Source organism: Streptomyces sp. Rer75, assembly GCF_013414305.1.
GTDB lineage: Bacteria > Actinomycetota > Actinomycetes > Streptomycetales > Streptomycetaceae > Streptomyces > Streptomyces himastatinicus.
Genome location: NZ_CP058693.1, coordinates 8,368,548 through 8,390,336 on the forward strand (window position 1 = coordinate 8,368,548; position 21,789 = coordinate 8,390,336).

Sequence of the window (21,789 nt, forward strand, 5' to 3'; positions counted from 1 at the left end):
ACGGACCAGGAGCGGGTGTCCGCGGGGCGGCTTGAGGGTGGGGCGGAGACAGGGGGCTCGCGTTGGATCGCCTGGCCGGAGCGGACCTGGAAGTCGCCCTAGCCCAATTCGTGCTCGACGGGTTTGTCATCTTGCTCGGTCCAGTCGCGCAGCCCATACAAGCTGACGATCCCGGCCAGGTCGGCGGACCGCAGCGGGCAGTTCTTGCGGGGTTCGACCGCCCCCACGTAGGGGGTTGCGGCGCGGTGGTGCCCGCGGGAGCCGAGGTACTGACGGGACACACAGGCCGTGGCGTGCCGGGCATTACGGCCACCGGAGTCGTCCGGAAACAACGCCCCGCCGTCGTGGGGCGCGGTCATCGGCTCCGCCAACACGGTCAGCGTTCTGTCGCGGTCCCGCCGCGCACGCAGGGCGGCGACGTAATCCCCCAACACCCGACGCTGAGCACGGCAGACGAGAAGGTCACCACCGCAGGTCGGCCGGACGCGGTGGGCGCGTGACCGGGCGGCCGGCGCCCGCGGTGCTGCCCCCATCGCTGCGCGCGTGGCTCGGGCTGATTGCGGCCCTTGCCGCGCTGGTGGTCGTCGTGCTCGGGGTCCTGTATGCCGACGGCAACGAGCCCGGCATGGTGGACGCGCGGATCGCGGTGGCCGTGGACGGTGTGGGACCGCCGTGGCGACACGTCGCTCTGGCGACGGACTTCTTGGGGGAGCCCGGGGGAGCGGCGACGCTGGTCGTGGCCACCGTGACCGGCTGCCTGCTGCTTCGGCGTCCTCGCGCGGCGGTGCTCGTCGTCATCGGCGCCGGCATGTCCGTGGGGACGGCGACGCTGCTCAAGCACCTGGTGGGACGCACCATCCACGGCGACGGCAACCTGTCCTACCCGAGCGGGCACACCGCCTTCGCCACCGCGCTCGCCCTCGTGGTGGCGCTGCTCGCGACCGGCCGGCTCGGCCTCGGCAGGACGGCCGGCACGTCACTCGTGTTCGCCGCGGCGCTGGTCGCCGGCGCCGCCATGGGCTGGGCGCAGGTCGCCCTGGGCGCGCACTACCCGACCGACGTCCTCGGCGGCTGGTGCACCGCGCTGGCGGTGATACCGGCGACCGCGTGGCTGGTCGACCGGACGGCTGACCAGCTAATCGATCGGATGGCCGACGCCGGTCGGGAGCAGCGTCGCTGACGTTACGTCACGTCGAGCGGCGGAACACGGGCTTCACCGGTCGTCCGCCCAGCCAGGGGGTGGGGTCGGCGCCGTCCAGTGCCTTCCGGTACACCGCACACGCCTGGGCCACCACGTCGACGGTGTGGTCGATGTCGGCGTCGTCGAGCGCGCTGCTCACCACGAACGACGGGGCCAGCACCCCGCCCGCGAGGAGTCGGCGCAGGAACAGGGTGCGGTACTGCTGCGACGGCCGCAGGTTCTCGTCGAGGGTGGCGAAGACCAGGTTGCTGGCCCGGCCCCGGACGAGGATGTGGTCGCCGACGCCCATGCCGGCCGCGGCGTCGCGGACACCGGCGGCCAACCGCTCGCCGAGGGCGTGCAGCCGCGCGGTGATGCCCTCTTCGACGTAGGTGGTGAGCACGGCCATCGCGGCTGCCAGGGAGTGCGTTTCCGCACCGTGCGTGGTGGACAGCAGGAACACCCGGTCGCCGGAGTGGCGCAGTCCGCCCCGCTCCATCAGATCGCGGCGCCCGGCCAGCGCGGAGACGGCGAATCCGTTGCCCAGCGCCTTGCCGAACGTGGAGAGGTCGGGGACGACGCCGTACAGGCCCTGGGCGCCCGCCTCGGACCAGCGGAAGCCGGTGATCATCTCATCGAAGATCAGTACGCAGCCGTGCCGGTCGGCCAGCTCGCGCAGGCCGGCGAGGTACCCGGGCGGGGGATCGGTGTGGGTGGCGGGTTCGAGGATCAGGCAGGCGACCTCGTCCTGGTACCGGGTGAGCAGCTCCTCGGTGGCAGCCAGGTCCCCGTAGGGGAACGCCACGGTGAGGTCGGTGGTGGCTGTGGGAATGCCGGCGGACATCGGTGTGGTGCCGATGAACCAGTCGTCGACGGAGAAGAACGGATGGTCGGCGCAGATGGCCACCCGCGGGCGCCCGGTGGCGGCCCGGGCGAGGCGCACCGCGGCGGTGGTGGCGTCGGAGCCGTTCTTCGCGAACTTCACCATCTCGGCGGTCGGCACCGTGGCCAGGAAGCGTTCCGCGGCCTCGACCTCCACGATGGACGGCCGGACGAAGTTGCTGCCGCGGTCGAGTTCCCGCCGCACCGCCTCGATCACGCGTGGGTGGGCGTGGCCGAGGCTGACCGACCGCAGGCCGGAGCCGTATTCGACGTAGCGGTTGCCGTCGATGTCCCATACGTGGGCACCCCGTCCGTGGCTGATGACCGGGGCCAGGTTCTCGGGGTACTGGTCGTCGCCCTTGGCGTAGGTGTGCGCGCCTCCGGGGATCATGGCGTGCAGCCGCTCGTTCGCCGTCCGCGACCGGGGCAGTTGGAACTCTTCGGTGTCCACGCTGACTTCAGCTCACTTTCTGCTTCAGGACTTCGGCGAGGCTCGGCGCCTCTCGGTCCCGCTGGGACATCGATGTGGCGGGAAGCGGCCAGGGAATGGCGAGCTCCGGGTCGTCGAAGGCGATCGTCACGTCCTCCGTCGGATCGTGCGGGCGGTCGATCCGGTACGAGGTGTCGGCGGTTTCGGTCAGCGCCTGGAAGCCGTGCGCGCACCCCGCCGGGATGTACAGGGCCGCCTGCGTCTCGCCGGACAGCTCGAAGAAGGCCCGGCCCAGGTAGGTCGGCGAGTCCGTCCGCAGGTCCACGACGACGTCGAAGATCTTCCCGTACGAGCACCGCACCAGCTTGGCCTCGCCGGCGCCGGAGCGCAGGTGCAGGCCGCGCAGCACGCCCCGTACCGAGCGGGACAGGCTGTCCTGGACGAAGGCGTCCGGGTCGAGGCCCACCGAGCGGACCACCTCGGCGTCGAAGGTGCGGCAGAAGAAGCCGCGTTCATCGGCGTACGGGGTCGGCTCGAACAGGTACGCGCCCGCGATCTCCGGGACTTCGGTCGCCTTCATGGGGCCTCCCGCATGGTGTGGGTGTGGGTGTGGTCGGTCGCGGGGAACAGGGCCTCGGTCAAGGCGGTGAACTGGTGCTGGAGTTGCCGGGCGGCGGCCAGGTTCCGCTCGGTGAGGGTTTGCCGCAGCTCCGCCGATCGCTTCTCCAGCGTCCGGAACTGTTCGAGCAGCCGGTCGGCGTCGACCTCGCGGGCCGGGTGGCAGTACGCGCCAAGGCCCATCCGATCCATGAGCGCGTCGCTCTTCGCCGCATAGCTGAGTGCGAGCGTCGGCGTGCCGACCTTCAGCGCGCAGACCAGGTTGTGGTAGCGGGTCGCCACCACGGTGTCGGCAACCGCTGTCTCCTTCATCAGGTCGGCAAGCGAGGCCGCTTCGGCAGCGGTGACCAGCGGCGAGTCCACCGCGTCGAGGATCGCGGCGACCACCGGCGCGTCGCATGCGTCGCCGGTGAGCAGCCGCACCGGCCTGCCGTCCTCGACCAGCGCGCGGACGAACCGGGTTGTCCCGTCGAGGTAGCGCCGGTGGATCTCCTCGGCCCGGGCGCGGTCGTCGTTGCCGCCGTGGAAGTCCATGACGCCGACGCAGACCGGGCCCGGCGGCCCCGAGGGCGCTTCCCCAAGCTCTCCGACAAGCTCCGAGCAGGGGATACCCCATTCCCCCGGCGTCGGCAGGGCGAAGGCGAGGTCCGGGTAGACCTCGTCGCGCGCGGTGTCCACGCCCATCGCCCGCATCGCGTCGCGGGACAGGTCGTCCCTGTACGACCGGTACGCGGCCAGCCGCGCCGACCAGCGCACCAGGGCCCGGGTCGGCCGGTTGCGGATCTCGGCGGCGCCGACACCGACGAGCGCGACCGGGGTGCCCAGCAGCCGGCCGCTCGCGCAGAGCAGGAACAGCGAGTACGGGAAGCCCCACGGCCGCAGCGGCAGCGTGGCCTCGAGGACACCCATGCCGGGGACGATCACCACGTCGTGCCGGCGCACCCAGGCGGCGGTGCGGAAGACGTCGACGATCTTGCCGAGGCCCTTCCCCGCCATCGCGCCCGCGCGTGACGCGGTGCGGTACTCCCCGCGGTACCAGTGCAGCCGCGTCGCGGGAATCCGGTACCGGGTCGTGACGGCCTCGGGTCCGCCGCACAGCGCGTCCACGGCCGCCTTCGGGTGCTCGGCCCGGAGGTATCCGAGGACGGCTTCGAGCGACCCGTCGTTGCCGAGGTTGCCGGAGCCGAGCAGGCCGAACACCCCGACGCGCACCGGGGTCTCGTTCGCACGGGTCATGCCTGCCTGCCTTCTCGCCCTGCGACGAGGTCGTCGACGGAGACGGTGAGCTTGGCCGGATCGATCGGGGCGCGGTCCTCGACCCGCTCGCCGGCGCCCGGCCGGGCCCGGCTGGTCATCCAGGCGGCCAGGTGGCGGTAGCACGCGCGCCGGTCGGCCGCGGACAACGGAGCCCGCCGGATCGCCGCGACGAAGCCCCAGACGTACTCGGCGAGCAGCCGCGGCGTCGGGTGCAGCAGGCCTGCCCGGCGCGGATCGAGGTTGACGCACCGGGAGCGCTTCGACGGGTTCGCCCGCTCGGCGCGGGTGGGGTGGTCGCGGCGGAAGTACAGCAGCTCCGGCACCTGGTGGAAGGGGCCGTGCAGGCCGATCTCGGTGACGAACGTGCGGTCCGCGTGGTGGTAGCTGTCGTGCGGCTTCACCCGGCGCAGCACGTCGGCCCGCATCACCCCGTAGAAGTCGTCGCCGCCGGGCTCGAACAGCATGCTGCGGAAGCGCTCGGGCGCGCGCGGCGAGTCGGTGGCGAGCCCGTACTCGTACGGGACCTTCACCTGGCCGTCGCCGTCGATGACCGCCTGGTCGGCGTGCGCGAGGATGACGTCCGGCCGTGCGTCCAGCGCCTCCACGCAAGCCCGCAGCAGGTCCCGGGCGTACAGGTCGTCGTGCGAGGCCCACTTGAACAGTTCGCCGTGGCACTGGGTGAACACATAGTTGTGGTTCGGTGCGGCGCCGATGTTCCGGGACAGCCGGATGTACCGGATACGCGAGTCCTGCGCGGCGTACTTGCGGCAGATGTCCTGGGTTCCGTCGGCCGAGGCGTTGTCGGAGATGACCAGCTCGAAGTCCTCGTAGGTCTGGCCGAGCAGGGCGTCGAGCGACTCGGCGAGGTACTCCTCGCCGTTGTACACGGGCAGGCCGATGCTCAGCCGGGGAGTGCGGCCAGAGACAGTCATGACGTCCTCACTTCGGGGATGGGGATCTGGTGGCGCTCGCGCAGGGCGGAGCGCAGCTGCAGCCACCACACGGCCGAACCGCAGACGGTCGCGGCGGCGACGCCCCAGGCCGAGCCGACTGTGCCGGCCACGGCAGCGCCGCCGAGCCCGCCGATGACGTAGCAGGCGGAGGCGATCAGTTGGCTGCGCAGGCTGCGCCGGGCCGCGCCGAGCGCGCGCAGCCCGGCCGCCGCGCCGGTGCCGAGACCGGCGCCCGCGACGCCGAGCGTCACCGGCACGATGAGCTCCGAGGCGGAGCTCCAGACGCCGCCGAGCACGAGCTCGCCGACCCGGTCCGGCACCAGCAGCAGCGCCCCGCCCCAGAACAGCGCGGCGGCGGCCTGCCCGCCGCCCAGCAGAAGGCAGAACGTGCCCAGACGGTGCGGGGCCCGCCGCAGCACCCGTGCCGCCTCCGCGACGGTGACCAGGGAAAGACCCATCAGCACAGCCATGAACGGGCCGAGCAGGAGTTCGGCGCCCCGGATCACGCCCACCGCGCCGACCCCGACGATCGCGCCGAGCCCGTACGCCCGCAGCTGGCTCGCGCCGCTGTTGGTGACGTTCTCGACCAGGTACCGGTAGCCGAGGTCACGGTGCTCGCGAAGCCACTCGCGCGCTCCGGTCGTCCGGGGCCGGATGCCGGACTGGAAGCAGCCGTACACCGCGGCGACCGTGGCGGACGCGCCCCAGGCGAGCACGAAGGCTTCCACGCTGCCCACGCGGGCCGCCACCACCATGGCCGGGACGAGCGCGACGCCCCACACGAGGTCGTTGACGAACGCCTTCCGCCCGGTGCCGGCGGCGAAGAACGCGAACCGCCACGCGTCCTGTAGCAGCAGCCCCGGCAGTACGACGCCGAGGCAGGAGAACGCGGTCCCCAATCGGCCGCCGAGAGCGAGCCCGACCACCACGGACACCGCGCCGAGGGCGGCACCGACGCCGAGCGCGGTACCCGACGACCGGGCCACCGCCGCGCGCCACGACGCGGCCGACACGCCGCTGAAGCGCACCACGAGCGGGTCGGTGGCAAGGCCGCGGGAGACGTTGAGCACCACGCCGTAGGTCACCCAGGCGAGGCTGAACACGCCGAACGCGGTCACCCCCAGCGAGCGGGCCACGTAGATGCCCACCGCGAAGTTGGACATGCTGGAGGCCGCCTGGTCGGCCAGTCCCCAGGACAGCCGACCGGCGAGGGCCCGCTTGGCGGATCCGGTCGGTGGCGCCGTGGTCCTCGGATTCTCCCTCTCGGTGGTCATCTGCGTCATGCCTTGATCAGCCCGGCGCCGTGCAGCGCGCCGGCCGCGACGGCGACGGTGTCGAACGGCAGCCCGGACCGCTCGGCGACGTCCAGCAGGCTGTGCTCGCCGTCGGAGAGGTTGAGCACCCAGAGCATGGCCATCTGGGCCTGCTTGGTGTCGCTGCGGCCGCCGAGGGCGTCGTACAACCCGCGTCGGCCCAGCTGCGGTTCGCCGTAGGGGCTGAGGTTGACGTACCGCCGGTTGCGTTCGAGCACGGCGAACGCCTCGCGGCAGACGGCGAGGGTGTCCGCCATCGCCTCCGGCGAGACGAAGTCCGGGTTGTCCGCCGAGGTGTGGTACTCGGGGTAGCCCGCGTACGGGGTCCGGGTGAGCGAGCCCACACCAAGATTGAACCCGGGCGAGCAGAACTGCCGCTCGTCGTAGCCGTACGGAGTGAACTCGTTGACCTGGTACGGGCGTTCGGAGGCGGCGAGGACGTGCCGCATCACGCGGTCGATCTCCGCGTCGCCCCGCCTGCTCTGTTTGTACGTGAGCGGGCCCGGGTCGCCCGCGCAGGCCAGCACGAGCCCGTGCTTGACTTGCTCGACCCGCTCGGCATTGCGGGCCAGCCAGGTGATCGCCCCGATGGTGCCGGGCGCGAACAAGAAGCGGTACGTGTAGTACGGCGTCTGCTCCGCCAGCGCCCGGGCCAGATACGTCGCCACCGCGATGCCCGCCAGGTTGTCGTTGGCCAGCGACGGGTGGCAGACGTGGCAGGAGACGATCACCTCGTCGGGGACCTGCCCGGGGACCACGTGCTCGGCGTAGGTGAGGTGGCCATCGGCGAGTGTGGAGTCGATGCGGACCTCGTACTCACCGTCCGGCATCGCGTCCAGGGTCTCCTGGGCCAGGCAGAACCCCCATTCCGGCTTGTAGTAGCTGGTGCGGTACGGCACCCAGCTCGGGCGGTCCGGCAGGGTGTGCAGGTGTGCGCGCAGCTCGGCCAGCGGCATGGTCGCGGAGACCGGAACGCTGTAGCCGAGCACGTGCAGGCTGGACGCGGCGAAGTCGACGACCCGGTGGCCTGCGGTGTCGGCGATGTACGCGTCCCGGATGTTCCACTCCTGCGGCACCGTCCAGTCGAGTACCTGCGTCCCGGTCGGCACCTCGTGCACCCGCAGCGGGACGTACTCGCCGACGATGTCCAGGGTGGCGCGCACACCGTCGCCGGTGATGCTCCGGCACAGCGGGTACAACCGCTCCACCAGCGTGTGCATCTCTTCGCCGACCGTGGTCACCGGCGCCACCGCAGGGTGTCGTCGACGGTGCCGGTGTCGGACGCCGCGCGCAGCACGGCAAGGCGGGTGAAGCGTCGCTCGAAGTCCTCCTTGGCCAGCCCGTGTTTCCGGTAGGCGTCGGCGAGTTCGAGCGCGCCCTGCTTCACGGTCCACTCGCAGTCGAAGTCGGGTATCGCGGCGCGGAACCGGGAGAAGTCCACCCGGTACGACCGCGGATCGGCACCGGTCTCCCCGGTGATCACCACCTTCGCGCCGGACACCGCCTCGGCGACCTGCTCGGCGATCTCGGCGACCGTGACGTTGTTGGTCTCGCTGCCGATGTTGAACGCACGGTCGTGCACCGCTTCGCGTGGCGCGGTCAGCGCGGCCGTGAAGGCCCGAGCGATGTCGGCGGCGTGCACCAGCGGGCGCCAGGGGGTGCCGTCGGAGAGCACCAGCACCTCGCCGGACAGGAGGGCGTGGCCCACCAGGTTGTTCAGCACGATGTCGGCGCGCAGCCGGGGTGAGTAGCCGAAGGCGGTGGCGTTGCGCATGTACACCGGGCTGAAGTCGCCGTCGGCCAGCGCGTGCAGGTCGTCCTCCACCCGCACCTTGGACTCCGCGTACGGCGTCACCGGGCGCAGCGGGGCGTCCTCGGTGACCAGGTCGCCGCCGCCGGAGGCGCCGTAGACCGAGCAGGTCGACGCGTACAGGAAGCGCCGCACTCCGGCGTCGCGGGCCAGCCGGGCGAGGCGTACCGACGCGTGGTGGTTGATGTCGTAGGTGAGCTCCGGCGCCAGCGATCCCAGCGGGTCGTTGGACAGGGCGGCCAGGTGGATCACGGCGTCCACCCCCGCCATGTGCTCGGCCGTGATGTCACGCAGGTCCACCCGGTGCCCGGACGGGTCCGTGGGCGTCGGGCCCAGCACGCAGTCGGCGAACAGGCCGGCGTCAAGGCCGACGACCTCGTGCCCGCCGGCGGCAAGGACCGGGGCCATGACGGTTCCCAGATAGCCCTGGTGTCCGGTCAGCAGTACGCGCAAGGTTCAACCCCCCAGGTTGAGCGTGAGTTTGGTGACGGCGAACGCTTCGGCGTATCGCTCGTGGCATTCGATGCCGCGGATCCGTGCGAGACCGAGGAAGGCTTCCCGGTCGTACCAGGGCCGGTGCCGCTGCGAGGGGTAGTGCTCCTGCAGCAGCCGCACCTTTTGTTCGGCGATCTTCGGTGACAGCGGCTGGTATGCCGCCGGACGGCCGAGATCACCGTCCCACTTGACGATCTCGTAGCCGAGCACGAGGTGGTCGCGGAACGCGGTGGGTATCAGCTTCGCCAGGCCGCGGTGATCCTGGTGGGCGTCCTCGGTGCGCGGGGCCAGGATCAGATCCGGCTCGGTCTGTCCGCGCAGTTCCTCGACCGCGGCCTTGGCCTCGTCCCAGTGCACGGGCATCCGGCCGTCCGGCAGCTTGTGCACGGTCAGCCGCAGGTCGGCGCCCGGGCAGAAGGCGGCGAGCGCGGCCCGCTCCTCCTGCTCGCGCTCGCTGCCGCCGCCGGAGAGCACCAGCGCGTCGACACGGAGCCCCGGTCGCGCGTGGCACAGCGTCAGCAGCGTGCCACCGGCGCCGATGGCGATGTCGTCGCAGTGCGCGCCCACCGCGACGATCCGGTCCAGGCTCCCGGCCCCGAGCCGGATCACGCGCTCACCGCCTCGTTGTCCCGTTCCCACACGGCCCACGGGCGGTCGCCCCGGGCGTAGGCGGCGTCGAGCGCGGCCCGCTCCTTCACGGTGTCGGTCGGCTTCCAGAAGCCACGGTGCTGGTGCGCCACCAGCCGCCCCCGCTTGGCCAGTTGGGCGCATCCGTCGGCGACCAGGTCCCCGCCCTTGGGGATGTGGTCGAAGACCTCCTGGCGGAGCACGAAGTAGCCGCCGTTCTCCCACAGCGGCAGTTCGCTCACCGCGGTGATGCCTCCCACCAGGCCGTCCTCGCCCAGCTCCACGCAGTGGAACGAGGACTGCGGCGGCACCACCATCATCGACGCACCGGCATCGCGCCGGGCGAACCGGTCGATCATCTCCGGCAGCGGGGCGTCGGTGAGCACGTCGGCGTAGTTGGCGAGGAACATCTCGTCGCCGTCCAGGTGATGCCGCACCCGGCGCAGCCGCTCCCCGATGGGCGACTCGATGCCGGTCTGCGCGAACGTGATCGTCCAGTCCGAGATGTCGGTGGACAGCAGCTCGGTCCGCCCGCCCCGCAGTACGAAGTCGTTGGACGTCGTCTCCTCGTAGTTGAGGAAGAAGTCCTTGATGTGGTGAGCCCCGTACCCGAGGCACAGGATGAACTCCGTGTGCCCGAAGTGCGCGTAATAGCGCATGACGTGCCAGATCAGCGGCCTGGGGCCGACCATCGCCATCGGCTTGGGCACGTCGTCGGCGGCGCCGCTGCGCATCCGCATCCCGTAACCGCCGCAGAACAGTACGACCTTCATGCTGTGACCTCTTTCAAGACGCGACCTCGACAATGCTCAGTTCCGGGATGGGAAAGACAAGGCGGCCGCCCCAGTCGTGCACGAAGGACAGCTGCTCGACCAGCTCGGCCCGCAGGTTCCACGGGAGGACGAGGACGTAGTCCGGTTTGTCGGCGGCTATCCGCTCGGGCGGCAGGATCGGGATGCGGGTACCCGGGGTGAACCTGCCGTGCTTGTACGGGTTGCGGTCGACCGTGTACGGGAGCAGGTCGGGCCGGATGCCGCAGTGGTTGAGCAGGGTGTTGCCCTTGCCCGGGGCGCCGTAGCCGACGACCGTCTCGCCGCGCTCGGCCGCCTCGATGAGGAACCGCAGCAGATCCCGGCGCACCTTGGCCACCCGGGCGGAGAACTCGGTATACCCGGACAGCTCCTGCAGCCCGGCGGCCTTCTCCCGGGCCAGTACGTCGGCCACGTGCTGGGACGGCTCGCCGGCCACCTCGGCCGGCCTGGCCCACAGCCGGATGGATCCGCCGTGCGTGGGCAGCAACTCGACGTCCACGAGCGTGAGTCCGCCGCTCGCAAGAGCCCGGATCGCGGACGCGACCGTGTAGTACTGGAAGTGCTCGTGGTAGATCGTGTCGTACTGGTTCTCCTCGATCAGGGTCAGCAGGTGCTGCACCTCGATGGAGACCCAGCCGTCGTCGGCGACCAGGGCGCGCAGCCCCTGGGTGAACCCGACCACGTCGGGGATGTGCGCGTACACGTTGTTGGCCACGACCAGGTCCGCCGGGCCGTGCTCGACGCGGACGGCCGCTCCGGTGTCCGGGGACAGGAACTCGGTGAGCGTGGGCACACCCGCGTCCCGCGCCGCGGCGCCGACGTTCACCGACGGCTCGATGCCGAGGCAGCGGATCCCCCGGTCCACCACGTGCTTCAGCAGGTACCCGTCGTTGCTCGCCACCTCGACCACGAAGGCGTCGGGGCCGAGACCCACCCGCTGTACGGCGTCGGCGACGAACGTGCGCGCGTGCTCCACCCAGGAGGTCGAGTACGAGGAGAAGTACGCGTACTCCTTGAACGTCTCCTCCGGCGTGATCAGCGGAGGTATCTGCGCCAGCCAGCAGTCGGTGCAGACACGCAGGTGCAGCGGGTACGCGGGCTCAGGCCGGTCCAGTTGGTCCGCGGCGAGAAAGCTCTCGCACGGTGGCGTCGCCCCGAGATCGACGACGCTCGCCAGCGTCGCCGAGCCGCAGAGTCGGCATCGTGTCATCTACTGCCCCCCATTGATTCCGTCCGATCCGCGATCGCGGTGCGGTACTCATCCACCAGGCGCTCCAGCCCGACGGCCGGGCTGAAGCGCTGCTCGTAACGGCGCCGGGCCGCCTCGCCCATCTCCTGGTTGCGGGCCGGCTCGGCCGTGATCCGGCGCAGGCAGGACGCGAGCGAGGCGGGCTCGCCCGGCCGGTGCAGCAGCCCGGTCACCCCGTCCTCGACGAGTTCGACGAAGGCACCGTGGCCGGCGGCGACGGCCGGGACCCCCGCCGCCATCGCCTCCGCGACGACCAGGCCGAACGTCTCCATGGCCATCGAGGGAGCCACCACGGCGACCGACCGCGCGACGGCCTGCCCGCACTGAGCCAGGTCGAGCAGCCCGACGTAGCGCACGTCGTCCCGGCCCGCCGCCCAGGCGGTCACCTCTCGCTCCAGTGGCCCCGCGCCGGCGAGCACGAGTGGCACGCCCACACCGCCGCTCGCTGCGATGTCGTCCCACGCGGCCATGAGCAGCCGCACGCCTTTGGCCTCCGCGAGCCGACCGAGAAAGAGCAGCTGCTCGCCGGCGCCCGCCCGGAAGGCGCCGGGGTCAGGTACGAAGTTGTGCTTCACCGCCAGCCGCTCGGGTGGCATGCCGGACCGCACCAGGACGTCGCGCTGCGCCGCGGAGATGCAGAAGAACCGCTCCACTCCGGACCACCACCGCCGCCGGTTGACCGTCAGGCTGACCGCGAGTGGCACCGTCGCAAGGCGGGAGTTCCGGTAGCAGCCGTGCCGGACGGCGGGCAGCGACGCCACCGACCCGACGCACTCGAAGCACGGCCGGCCGTCCCGATGCAGCGTGCCGGGCGGGCAGACCTGGGTGTAGTTGTGCAGCGTGGCGACGGCGGGTATGCCGGCGTCGGCGCAGGCGGCAAGGACCGCGGGTGACAGGAGCGGGAAGACGTTGTGGATGTGCACCACGTCCGGCCGCTCGGTGCGCAGCCGGGCGGCGAGCTCCGCGCGGACCGCCGGGTTCCACGGCACGAGGAGTGGCACGGCGGCCTTGCCGGGGAGGGACCGGCCGGCGATGTCGTCGCTGCGCCGCTCGAACACCTCGACCCGGTGGCCGGCCGCGCGCAGCAGCCCCACTTCCTGGTCGACAACTCTGTTCTCCCCGCTCGGCTGCGCCGAGGAGTAGCGGTTGTGCACCACGAGGACGTGCATGCTCAAGGTCACCTCCGGGCCCATCGCGGGATACGTCGTTGAGGAACTGCGGGCGTCATGAAGGGCGTGGCCGTCGCGAGGGGCGTTGCCGTGGCAGGTGCCGCGAGGAGCGAGGCGGCCAAGGCCAGATGCAGCAGATACGGCGAGGCGTCGCCGAGGCCGGCCTCGGTGTACGACGAGATCGCGACGTAGCTGATCAGGAAGATCGCGCAGGCCCTCGGCAGCGACGGTGGTCGCAGCAGCGCGACGCCGGCGAGGACGATGATGATCAACGCTACGAGGGTGACGCCGATCAGACCCTGCTCGTTGTAGACGGCCAGCCAGCTGTTGTCGATCGGCAGCCCGCCGAACGACTTGTCGCCCAGGCCCACGCCGAACGCCTGCTCCGCGGTCGTCCGGGGCGCTGCCAGCAGGGCGTCCCAGACCTTGGCCCGACCGGTGAGGTTGGAGAGGTTCTCCTTGCTCTGTCCGCGCAGGAACCACGCCTGTAGCGCGGAGGCGAACACCACCGCGGCCACCGCGGCGACCAGCACCGCCCAGGCGAAGAACCGGCGGGCGGCAGCGCTGGTCAGGACGAGTGAGCCGATCGCCAGCACCAGCCCGATGAGCAGGCCGACCGTGGCCGTCCGGGTATGGGTCAACGCGAGCAGGACGAGGGACGGCACGATCACGAACGCCGCGCTGCCCCTGGTGGTCCGGCGGCCCAGTACGAGCAGCACGGTGAGCCCGGTGATCACTGCGGCGTACTGTCCGATCTGCGGCGGGGTGAGCGGCCACAACGCGCCGACCAACCGCCCGCCGTAGTACTCCGGCATGGCCGCGCCCGGTGAGATGGCCAGGCCGGCGGCCGCCGTTCCGAGCGCCGCGAAGTACATCCGGATGTGGTGCCGGACGAACGTCACGCTGCCGTCCCACCATCGACTGAGCAGCCACAGTGTGCCGACGAAGAGAGCCAGTCGGGTACAGCGGAACAGCGCGCCGAACCCGACCTCCAGGTTCGCGCTGGAGATCACGCTCGGCACCAGCAGCAAGGTGAGCAGGGACACGAAGGCGCTAGCCCGGATGCGCAGTTGGAGATTGAGCGCGAGCGCCAGCGCGAACGCCGCGACCAGGGCGCCCATGGTGGCCATCTGGATGAGGGAGCGGGGCAGCGGGACGATGGTCTTCGCCCCGGCGGAGCCGAGCGTGTTGAGGCCCAGCAAGGCCCAGACGATCCCGACGGCCTTCGGTGTGCCGGCAGGGCGCGGTTCGGCGCCGGGCTGCGTGACGGCAGTGTCCGGTCCGCCCGGCAGCCCACCGCGCTTCAGGTTCCCGTCCATCTCAACCACCGGCCCGTGGGGCGAAGGTGCTGCCCGCGTCCTGCCGGTACGGCGTGCCCTGCCACTGCCCGGAGTCGAGCTCTTGGTCCGTGTTCTCCGCGACGAAGCTCCACGGTCCGCGGTAGACGTTGTCGTGCCAGCGGTTGTGCTGCTTGAGGGTGATCGCCTCGGCCACCCGCTTGCCCTTGTACGGAGACCACTTCGGATAGGTGCCGTAGTTGCTGAGGACCGCCATCCGGCCGCACTCCTCCTTGCACTTGACGACGGACGTGTCCAGCAGGAAGCGGTTGTCGTGCATGTCCACCCGCTGGGTCTTCCACCGGCAGTCGTCGTAGAGCGGTGCGGCGGCGATCGCCGTCTTCGCACAGCGCTTGGTGTCCTTCACCAGCAACGTGCAGTAACCGGTCGAGGTGTTGGCCGGGCTGTTGCAGAACCGGTCGGCGTTCTCCCACAGAGTGATGCCGTTCCAGTTGTTCTCCAGCACGTTCCCGCGGATCTCGATCTTGTCCGTGCGGGCCCGGATCCGTGGTTCGCCGCCGGCCTCGGACACGTAGATGGTCGCGTACGGGAAGTTGTCGCCGCGGTCGGCGTACTTGCGGCCCTCGACCCAGTTGTTCCGCCGGATCGCGTTGTTCCGGATGACCGCGTTGTAGCTGGTCTCGTACATGAGCGCGGCACCGTCGTTGGCCTCGAGCAGGTTGTCCTCGATACGGAAGTCGTTGTTGTTGTTGTCCGCCCACAACCCGGCCCCACGGTTGTCGTGCACCCAATTGCCGCGTATCTCGGCGCCGTTGACGGCCCAGAACTTGATGCCTCCGGTGCAGCCGCAGCCCGGCTTCCGCCGCTCCCAGTCGTCGGTGTTGTTGCCCACGATCTCGTTGTCCTCGACCACCAGGCCGCGGATGGAGTCGCCGGTCTTGTACGCGTTCATTCCGTACTGCCCGTTGCCGCGCAGACAGCTGGCGCGGACTTGCTGGTGTGCACCGGCCATCAGCCCGGCGCCGGAGTTGTACTGGATCTTCGCGTGCTCGATCACCCACCCGTCGGCCATGTCATGGTTGACCACGCCCTCATCGGGCGGCGCGACGAAGTGCTGCACGGTCAGGTAGCGGATGGTGACGTCGTGGGCGGTGCCGCTGATCGCGTAATTGTTCTTCTTCCCGCCGTCGAGCACCGCGCCCGGCGCGCCGAGGTAGCGGTTCCCCTTCTTGGCGATGACCTGGGCGTAGCGGTCCGGCTCGAGCCTGTGCTTGCCCGGCCGAAGCCAGAACGTGGTGCCCGGGGGGTTGCTCTTGGTCTTCTCGGCCAGGTCACCGACCACCCCGGGGTCGACCGTCACCGCGCCGGCCGGGGCCTTCGCCGGCCCGGCCGCGGGCTTGGCGCACACCCGGGCCACGGACGTGGCGGGCGCCCCGGACGCGGATGGCGCATCGGTCGGCCCCGCCCCGGCGTCCGGCGTGCTCGTACAGCCGGTCGCCGCCAGCAGGACCAGCGCCAGCGGTGCCGCCGGCAACGCCCAGTGCCGCCACTTCATCCCCACGCGTCCTCCCTAGCCGCGGAACCTGAGCACGGTGGTGAACCCCTCCGCGCCACCGGCGAATCCGGTGCCGACCAGCGTGGTGGTGGGTTCCTTGCGCCCGAAGCCGGCGGAGTACCAGCCCAGCGGCGGATCGGTCTCGCCGCGACGCGCCTGCCAGTTCAGCTGTCCGGGCAGCTCGAGCACCGCGGAGCGGTCCTCGCCGTCCCGGGTCCAGGTGAGCTGGGCCCGGTTGTCCGCCAGGACCGCGGCGATCGCGGGGCCGAGGTGGAACGCCAGCTGCACGGCCCGGCGCGGGCCGCGCACCTCGTCGATGACCCTCAACTCTTCAGCTGCGGCCGCCAGCTCCACCCGGCGGCGGTGCACGGAGGGCCGGTAACCGTCGTGCTCGGCGCACCAGCGGGCCGTCCCCCCGTCGGAGGCGTCGGATGTGTCCGCGACCAGGACGCGGCTGCGGGCATGCCGGGTCCACAGGAACGGGCCGCCGGAGACGGACTGATCATCGCCGTCCAGTCGCAGGGTGTTGTGGCCGAGGGTCGACCGGAAGTACTGCCGCCACTCGGGCTGCCCGTGGTAGCAGAACGTCCCCGGGTCGGCGAGCACGTCGACCCCGTCGTGCCGGACCTCCACGGACAGCGCGTCCGCGTGAGCGTGCGCGGCGATGGACAGGAATCCGTGCGGACCGCCGTCGCAGCGGCACCAGATCTCTCCCGGACCGCGCAGGATGGTGAGCCCCGCGTCGGCGAAATGGCCTGGTCGGCTTGGTGGGCGGGGCACGGCCGGTGCGGTTCCGTTTTTCGAGTACGGCCGGATGAGCGAGGCCAGCAGCGGGGTGCGCACATCGGTGCCGGTCACCGCCGGCCACCAGGCGAGCCGGCTGAACACGGCGTCCCCGGTGGCGAGCAGCGAGCCCCAGCGGTCGGTGCCCGCTCCGTCCACGACCAGACCGTGCCCGTCGTCCGCGTCCCCCTGGCGCGGCGGCCGAAGGTGGCTGTCCACGACGGCCGCGAGCGCGTCGGTCATCCGCAGCAACACCAGCCGGATCGACGCGGGGACCGGCACGCCGGCGGCATCCGCCTCGGCCACCGCGGCCAGGCCGAGCTCAAGGACGAGTCCGTGATACTCGGTGGCCAGCTCGCGGTTGAGGCCGGAGGCAAAGGTGTTGCCGCGCAGGTGCCGCTCCAGCGACCGCAGCGCGTCGGCTCGCAGGCGCGCCGAGGAGGGGAACCAATCGAACGCGCAGGCCGCGGCGAACTGCCCGGCCGCCTCGGCGATGACGTGGTTGTTCGCCGAGGACCCCCGGCTGGGGAAGGCGGCCAGCCAGCGCTGGTGATGCCAGATCTGGTTCAGCGCCACCGGGTTGTCCTCGAAAAGACCGGCGGCGCCCGGCCAGCCGTCGAGCAGCCGGCGGATCCACACCCAGGACAGCAGCCGAATGCCCAGCTCGATGCCGCTGACCCAGTGCGCGCCGCGCAGCGGTGGGTTGGCCACCCACCACGACCGCAGGTGCGCGGCCACGCGCTCGGCGTACCGCTCGTCTTCGGTGATCGCGTAGGCGGCGGCCAGCACGGTGAGGTACTGATGCCGGGACAGCTCCCAGATCTGCTTGATGTCCCCGACCGCGTCCTCGTTCCGGTACGGCACGTCGAAGGCGTAGCCCCACGGAGCCCGGCGCCCGGTCTTCGGGTCGCACCACCAGTCCGGGTCGGCCAGGTCGTCGCGGACCACCCCGAAATATTCGGCGTGCCCGTCCATCAGCCGGTCCGCCTCGGCGATCAGACGTTTCGCGGCGTCCGGAGGTATCGCGGCGATCGTCCCGGCGGGCAGTACCGCGCTGAACCGGGCGCCGGTCACGCTCGGGCAGTGCGGCCGCGCCGAGCGCCACCGCCGCCTGCGCACCGCGTCGCCCACCCGGCCGCCGACCTCCCGCGGTCCCATCCGGGACAGCCGCCGCAGGTACCAGCCCGGACTCCCCGAGCTCACCGTCATCGCGTCCTCGCCAACGTCACCGGCGCGCCGCTCGCCAGGCTGGTCTGCACGGCGAGGGTGGCCGCCGTGGTGGCGACCAGCGACTCCAGCGGCACCGGCATCGGCCCGCCGGTCCGCACAGCCTTGATGAACGCGGCCAGCTCGGCGTTCTGGCCCTTGTCCCGGGCCTTGGGCAGCCGCGAACTGACCCACCGCTTGCGGCGGCCGTCGTACACCGTGGCACGGACGAAGTCGTCGAGCCGCAGCGCACGACCGTCCGCGACCAGGTCCAGCGTCTCCTTGGGGAAGCCGGCCGGGCCGGTGGTGACGTAGCTGATGGTGGCGGTGGACCCGTCCGGGTAGCGGAGCACGACCTGAAGGTCCTCGTTGCCGGACGTGGCGACCGCGTACACCGCGACCGGGTCGGCCCCGAGCAGCCAGCTCGCCGTGTCGATGAAGTGTCCGCCCTCGCCGGCGAACCGCGAGCCCTCGGTGCCTTGCCGGAGGTACCAGCTGCCGTGCGCGAGGCGGCCCGCGTTGACCAGGTAGCGCAGGTTCGCCGGACCGGTCCGGGCGCCGAACCGCTTCCTGGCCTCCTGAAGCAGCGGCGCGAACCGGCGGTTGAAGCCCACCTGCAGCCGGTCGTTGCCGGACTCCTTCACCGCCGCGAGTACGCCGGCCAGCTCATCCTCGGTGAGGGCCAGGGGCTTCTCCACGAACACGGTCTTGCCGGCCAGCAGTGCTCTTCGGGTCAGTTCGGCGTGCGAGCTGTGCCGGGTGACGACGAACACCGCGTCGACGGACTTGTCGCCGAGCACGGCGTCGAGGTCGGTGGTCGCCTCGGCGAAGCCGAACTTCCGTTTCGCGTTGGCCGCGGACAGCGCCGTCGTGGTGACGACGGTCGACAACACGACGCCGTCGCGCTGTTCCAGGTGCGGCAGCAGCATTGACGTCGCGTAGTTTCCGGCGCCGACGAACGCGAGGCGCGCCGACGTGTTGGCATACCGGGCCGGGGTGAATGCCCCGCCGCTGTGCCGCTTCACCGTGGGCACGGCCACCGCCGGGGCCCCCGCTTCCTCCGCCTGCTCTACGTGTTCGGGGTACCGGAACAGCACGGCCACGGCCTTCAGGTCGCCGTCCTTCAGGCTCTGGTACGTCTCGACGGCGTCATCGAAGTCGGCGACGTGGGAGACCAAAGGCTCCACGTCGACGCTGCCGCGGGCGAGGAGATCGAGGAAGCACGCCAGGTTGCGGCGCTCGGTCCAGCGCACGTAGCCGATCGGGTAGTCCCGCCCCTCCAGCTCGTACTCCGGGTCGTAGCGACCGGGGCCGTAACTGCGGGAGAACCGGACGTCGAGCTCTTTCTCGTAGTACGCGTTCCACGGCAGGTCCAGGCGGCACTTGCCGATGTCGACGACCCGGCCGCGGTCCCGGCAGAGCCGGGCGGCCAGTTCGACGGGCTCGTTGCTGCCGCCGCCTGCGGCCAGGTACACCTGATCCACGCCGTGACCGCCGGTGAGCTCGGCGACGGCGGTTTCCACGGCCGTGGACGCCGGATCGCCGCAGGCCACAGCACCCAGGCGCGCGGCGAGTTCGCAGCGCACCGGGTCGGGGTCGACCCCGACGACGCGGACTCCCGAGGCGGCGAGGAGCTGCACCACCAGCTGCCCGATCAGCCCGAGGCCGATGACCAGGGCCACGTCGCCGAGCTGCGGCTCGCCCTGGCGGACGCCCTGCAACGCGATCGACCCGACGGTGCCGAAGGCCGCGTGCCGTGGCGCGAGGCCGTCCGGCACCGCGGCGTAGAGGTTCTTCGGCACCCAGTTCAGCTCGGCGTGCAACGCGTGCTCGTTGCCGGCGCAGGCCACGAGGTCGCCGGCCTTCACATCGTCGATGCCGGTGCCGACCTGCTCGACCACCCCGCACAGCGAGTAGCCCAGCGGCGTGTAGGAGTCCAGCTTGCCCATCACCTTGCGATAGGTGGCGGGCACCCCGTTGGTGGCCACGCTCTGCATGACCTTGGCCACCTGGTCGGGCCGGGAGCGGGCCTTGCCCAGCATCGACATGCCGGCCTCGGACACCTTCATGAGCTCGGTCCCGGTGGATATCAGCGAGTAGGCGCTGCGGACCAGCACACCGCCCGGCTTGCATCCCGGCACCGGCACGTCGAGCACCGCCAGCTCGCCGCTCTTGTAGTTCTGTACAACCTGTTTCACTCGAACTCCCCTGATTCCTAAGCCGTTAACCGAGTGCTCTGGCCGGACCCAGAGGTCGCGTCGCGGTACCAGTACTCGAGGGTCAGCACATGCCACAGATGTTTGGAGAAGTCCCGCTGCCCGGCGGCGTCCTCGGCGACGAGCCGCTGAAGCGCGTCGCGGCGCAGGAACCCGGAACGGACGAGCTCGCCGTCGTTGACCACCTCGCGCACCAGCGGTGCCAGATCCCGGCTCATCCAGGCGCGCAGCGGAGCGCTGAACAGGCCCTTGGGCCGGTACACGATCTCCCGGGGCAGGATCGAGGTGGCCGCCTCCTTGAGGACGGCCTTGCCCTGCCGTCCGACGATCTTGCGATCGCCGGGTACGGCGAACGCCGCCTTGACCACCTCGACGTCCACGTACGGCACCCGCACCTCGGTCGAGGCGGCCATGCTGGAGCGGTCCGTGTATGTGAGGTTCAGGCCCGGCAGGAACATCCGGGCGTCGCCCAGGCACATGCGGTTGACGAAGTCGTCGAGGTCGTTGTCCTGGTAGACATCCGCATGTTCGGTCAGCACGTCGTCGACCGCCTGGGCCAGGTCCGGGGCGACCAGGGCGAGCAGCTCGTCCTGGTCGTACATGGTGTAGCTGCGCCGGAACGCGGTCTCCTCCGGCAGGTCGGCGAAGGAGAGGAACCGCTTCGCGAAGCGCACCGACCGGTACCCCCGGCGGGACGTGGCGACCGGCAGCCTGTCCACGGCCCGGGACACCCCGCGCCGCAGGGGCCGCGGGACGCGCTGGTAGCGCAGCGCGATCAGGTTGGCCAGGTGTTTGCGGTAACCGGCGAACAGCTCGTCGGCGCCCATCCCCGAGAGCATCACCTTGACCCCGGCCTCCCGTGCGGCCGAGCAGATCAGGTACGTGTTGATCGCGGCGGGATCGCCGATCGGCTCGTCCAGGTGGTACGTCATCCGCGGCAGCAGGTCGAGCACGTTCGGGGCGATCTCGATCTCGTGCAGATCGACGCCGAACCGCTCGGCCACCTGCCGGGCATAGCGCAGGTCGTCCGGCATCGCCTCGAACTTGGCGTCCTCGGCGCGGAACCCGATCGTGTAGGCGGAGATCCCGGGTCGGTCGCGGGCCGCCAGCGCGGTCAGGTAGCTGGAATCAAGACCGCCGGAGAGGAAGGTCGCCACGGGTACGTCGGAGAGGAGGTGGCGCCGAGTCGACTCCTCGACGATGGCGGCGACATCCGGCTGCTCGCCGGCCCGGGCCCGCTCCCGCCCCTCGGCGGCGACGTCCTTCAGGTTCCAGAACCGGCCGCGCTCCACCCGGCCGTCGGGCCGGCACCTCAGCCAGCTCCCCGGCGGCAGCTTCTCCGCTTCGCGGAACGCGCACCGTGAGTCCGGCACCCAGTAGTACAGCAGCGAGGCCACCAGCGCCGCATGGTCCACCTCCAGCGCCCCACCCGTCGCGGTGGCGAGCGCCTTCAGCTCGGAGGCGAACACCAGGCCCGCACCGCGCCGGAGCAGGAACAGCGGCTTGATGCCGAGCTGGTCGCGGGCGAGCACCAGGTCACCGGTGCGCTCGTCGAAGATCCCGAACGCGAACATGCCGCGCAGCCGGGACAGGCAGTCCGTGCCCCAGCGCCGCCAGGCCTCGAGCAGCACTTCGGTGTCGGAGGTACCCCGGAAGCGCACGCCAGCGGCTGCCAGCTCGGCACGCAGCTCGGGCGCGTTGTACAGCTCGCCGTTGTACGTCAGGACGAGGCCGCCCGAGACCATCGGCTGGGCGCCCGTCTCGGACAGGTCGATGATGGCCAGCCGGCGGTGCCCGAGGTGCACTTCGCCGTCACCGGCGGGGTGGCTGTACCGGCCCGCCCCGTCCGGACCGCGGTGGGCGAGGGTATCGGTGAGCCGGTCGGTCACGACCTTCCCGTCCGGCCATTGGTAAGTGCCTGCGATGCCACACATGT

Annotated in this window: 18 protein-coding genes; 1 reads left to right on the plus strand and 17 read right to left on the minus strand. The window is 71.4% G+C overall.

The genetic code is table 11. From position 1 onward, the window contains the following. Window positions 1–98 precede the first annotated feature (98 nt). Complete coding sequence (locus HYQ63_RS36140; protein ID WP_179937914.1) at window positions 99–431, minus strand: hypothetical protein; 333 nt, start codon at window positions 429–431, stop codon at window positions 99–101. Window positions 432–496: 65 nt separating this feature from the next. Here HYQ63_RS36140 and HYQ63_RS36145 point away from each other — a divergent pair, with 65 nt between their 5' ends. Continuing rightward, complete coding sequence (locus HYQ63_RS36145) at window positions 497–1,180, plus strand: phosphatase PAP2 family protein (protein WP_179937915.1); 684 nt, start codon at window positions 497–499, stop codon at window positions 1,178–1,180. A 7-nt stretch (window positions 1,181–1,187) separates the two neighbouring features. On the opposite strand, the gene HYQ63_RS36150 is transcribed toward HYQ63_RS36145, so the two are convergent. The 16 genes from HYQ63_RS36150 to asnB are packed head-to-tail and all read right to left on the minus strand — an operon-like array spanning window position 1,188 to window position 21,787. After that, complete coding sequence (locus tag HYQ63_RS36150) at window positions 1,188–2,513, minus strand: glutamate-1-semialdehyde 2,1-aminomutase (protein WP_179937916.1); 1,326 nt, start codon at window positions 2,511–2,513, stop codon at window positions 1,188–1,190. Between the two features lie 7 nt (window positions 2,514–2,520). Next, window positions 2,521–3,072 (minus strand): dTDP-4-dehydrorhamnose 3,5-epimerase, encoded by a 552-nt coding sequence (gene rfbC / locus HYQ63_RS36155; RefSeq protein WP_179937917.1) that lies wholly within the window; start codon window positions 3,070–3,072, stop codon window positions 2,521–2,523. Next, a complete protein-coding gene (locus HYQ63_RS36160; protein ID WP_179937918.1) occupies window positions 3,069–4,346 on the minus strand; it encodes a polysaccharide pyruvyl transferase family protein in 1,278 nt (425 codons plus the stop codon). Before HYQ63_RS36160 ends, rfbC begins: the two co-directional genes overlap by 4 nt. Continuing rightward, window positions 4,343–5,299, minus strand: a complete 957-nt coding sequence (locus HYQ63_RS36165) for a glycosyltransferase family 2 protein (protein ID WP_179937919.1) — start codon at window positions 5,297–5,299, stop codon at window positions 4,343–4,345. The genes HYQ63_RS36160 and HYQ63_RS36165 overlap by 4 nt, the downstream gene beginning before the upstream one ends. Then, the gene (locus HYQ63_RS36170; RefSeq protein ID WP_373689231.1) at window positions 5,296–6,594 is read right to left on the minus strand and encodes a hypothetical protein; all 1,299 of its coding nucleotides are present in this window, start codon (window positions 6,592–6,594) and stop codon (window positions 5,296–5,298) included. The genes HYQ63_RS36165 and HYQ63_RS36170 overlap by 4 nt, the downstream gene beginning before the upstream one ends. A gap of 5 nt (window positions 6,595–6,599) precedes the next feature. Then, on the minus strand, window positions 6,600–7,883 hold the full coding sequence (locus tag HYQ63_RS36175) for a DUF4910 domain-containing protein (RefSeq protein ID WP_179937921.1): 1,284 nt from the start codon (window positions 7,881–7,883) through the stop codon (window positions 6,600–6,602). Further along, entirely contained in the window at window positions 7,871–8,896 is a 1,026-nt protein-coding gene (locus HYQ63_RS36180; RefSeq protein ID WP_179937922.1) for an NAD(P)-dependent oxidoreductase, read from the minus strand. The genes HYQ63_RS36175 and HYQ63_RS36180 overlap by 13 nt, the downstream gene beginning before the upstream one ends. Window positions 8,897–8,899: 3 nt before the next feature. Next, window positions 8,900–9,547, minus strand: coding sequence for a PIG-L deacetylase family protein (locus HYQ63_RS36185; protein ID WP_179937923.1), 648 nt, complete (start codon window positions 9,545–9,547; stop codon window positions 8,900–8,902). Next, on the minus strand, window positions 9,544–10,338 hold the full coding sequence (locus HYQ63_RS36190) for a glucose-1-phosphate cytidylyltransferase (protein WP_179937924.1): 795 nt from the start codon (window positions 10,336–10,338) through the stop codon (window positions 9,544–9,546). Before HYQ63_RS36190 ends, HYQ63_RS36185 begins: the two co-directional genes overlap by 4 nt. Window positions 10,339–10,351: 13 nt before the next feature. Beyond that, on the minus strand, window positions 10,352–11,587 hold the full coding sequence (locus HYQ63_RS36195) for a class I SAM-dependent methyltransferase (protein WP_179937925.1): 1,236 nt from the start codon (window positions 11,585–11,587) through the stop codon (window positions 10,352–10,354). Beyond that, a complete protein-coding gene (locus HYQ63_RS36200; protein WP_179937926.1) occupies window positions 11,584–12,795 on the minus strand; it encodes a glycosyltransferase in 1,212 nt (403 codons plus the stop codon). Before HYQ63_RS36200 ends, HYQ63_RS36195 begins: the two co-directional genes overlap by 4 nt. A gap of 8 nt (window positions 12,796–12,803) precedes the next feature. Continuing rightward, window positions 12,804–14,114 carry an O-antigen ligase domain-containing protein gene (locus HYQ63_RS36205; protein WP_179937927.1) on the minus strand — a complete coding sequence of 437 codons (1,311 nt, stop codon included), beginning with the start codon at window positions 14,112–14,114 and terminating at the stop codon, window positions 12,804–12,806. Between the two features lies 1 nt (window position 14,115). Then, window positions 14,116–15,654, minus strand: a complete 1,539-nt coding sequence (locus HYQ63_RS36210; RefSeq protein ID WP_179937928.1) for a right-handed parallel beta-helix repeat-containing protein — start codon at window positions 15,652–15,654, stop codon at window positions 14,116–14,118. A 9-nt stretch (window positions 15,655–15,663) separates the two neighbouring features. Continuing rightward, window positions 15,664–17,640: a heparinase II/III-family protein gene (locus HYQ63_RS36215; RefSeq protein ID WP_179937929.1), complete on the minus strand. Its 1,977-nt coding sequence runs from the start codon at window positions 17,638–17,640 to the stop codon at window positions 15,664–15,666. After that, window positions 17,637–19,835 (minus strand): bi-domain-containing oxidoreductase, encoded by a 2,199-nt coding sequence (locus tag HYQ63_RS36220; RefSeq protein ID WP_179937930.1) that lies wholly within the window; start codon window positions 19,833–19,835, stop codon window positions 17,637–17,639. Before HYQ63_RS36220 ends, HYQ63_RS36215 begins: the two co-directional genes overlap by 4 nt. A 17-nt stretch (window positions 19,836–19,852) precedes the next feature. After that, on the minus strand, window positions 19,853–21,787 hold the full coding sequence (asnB, locus tag HYQ63_RS36225) for an asparagine synthase (glutamine-hydrolyzing) (RefSeq protein WP_179937931.1): 1,935 nt from the start codon (window positions 21,785–21,787) through the stop codon (window positions 19,853–19,855). Between the last annotated feature and the right edge of the window lie 2 nt (window positions 21,788–21,789).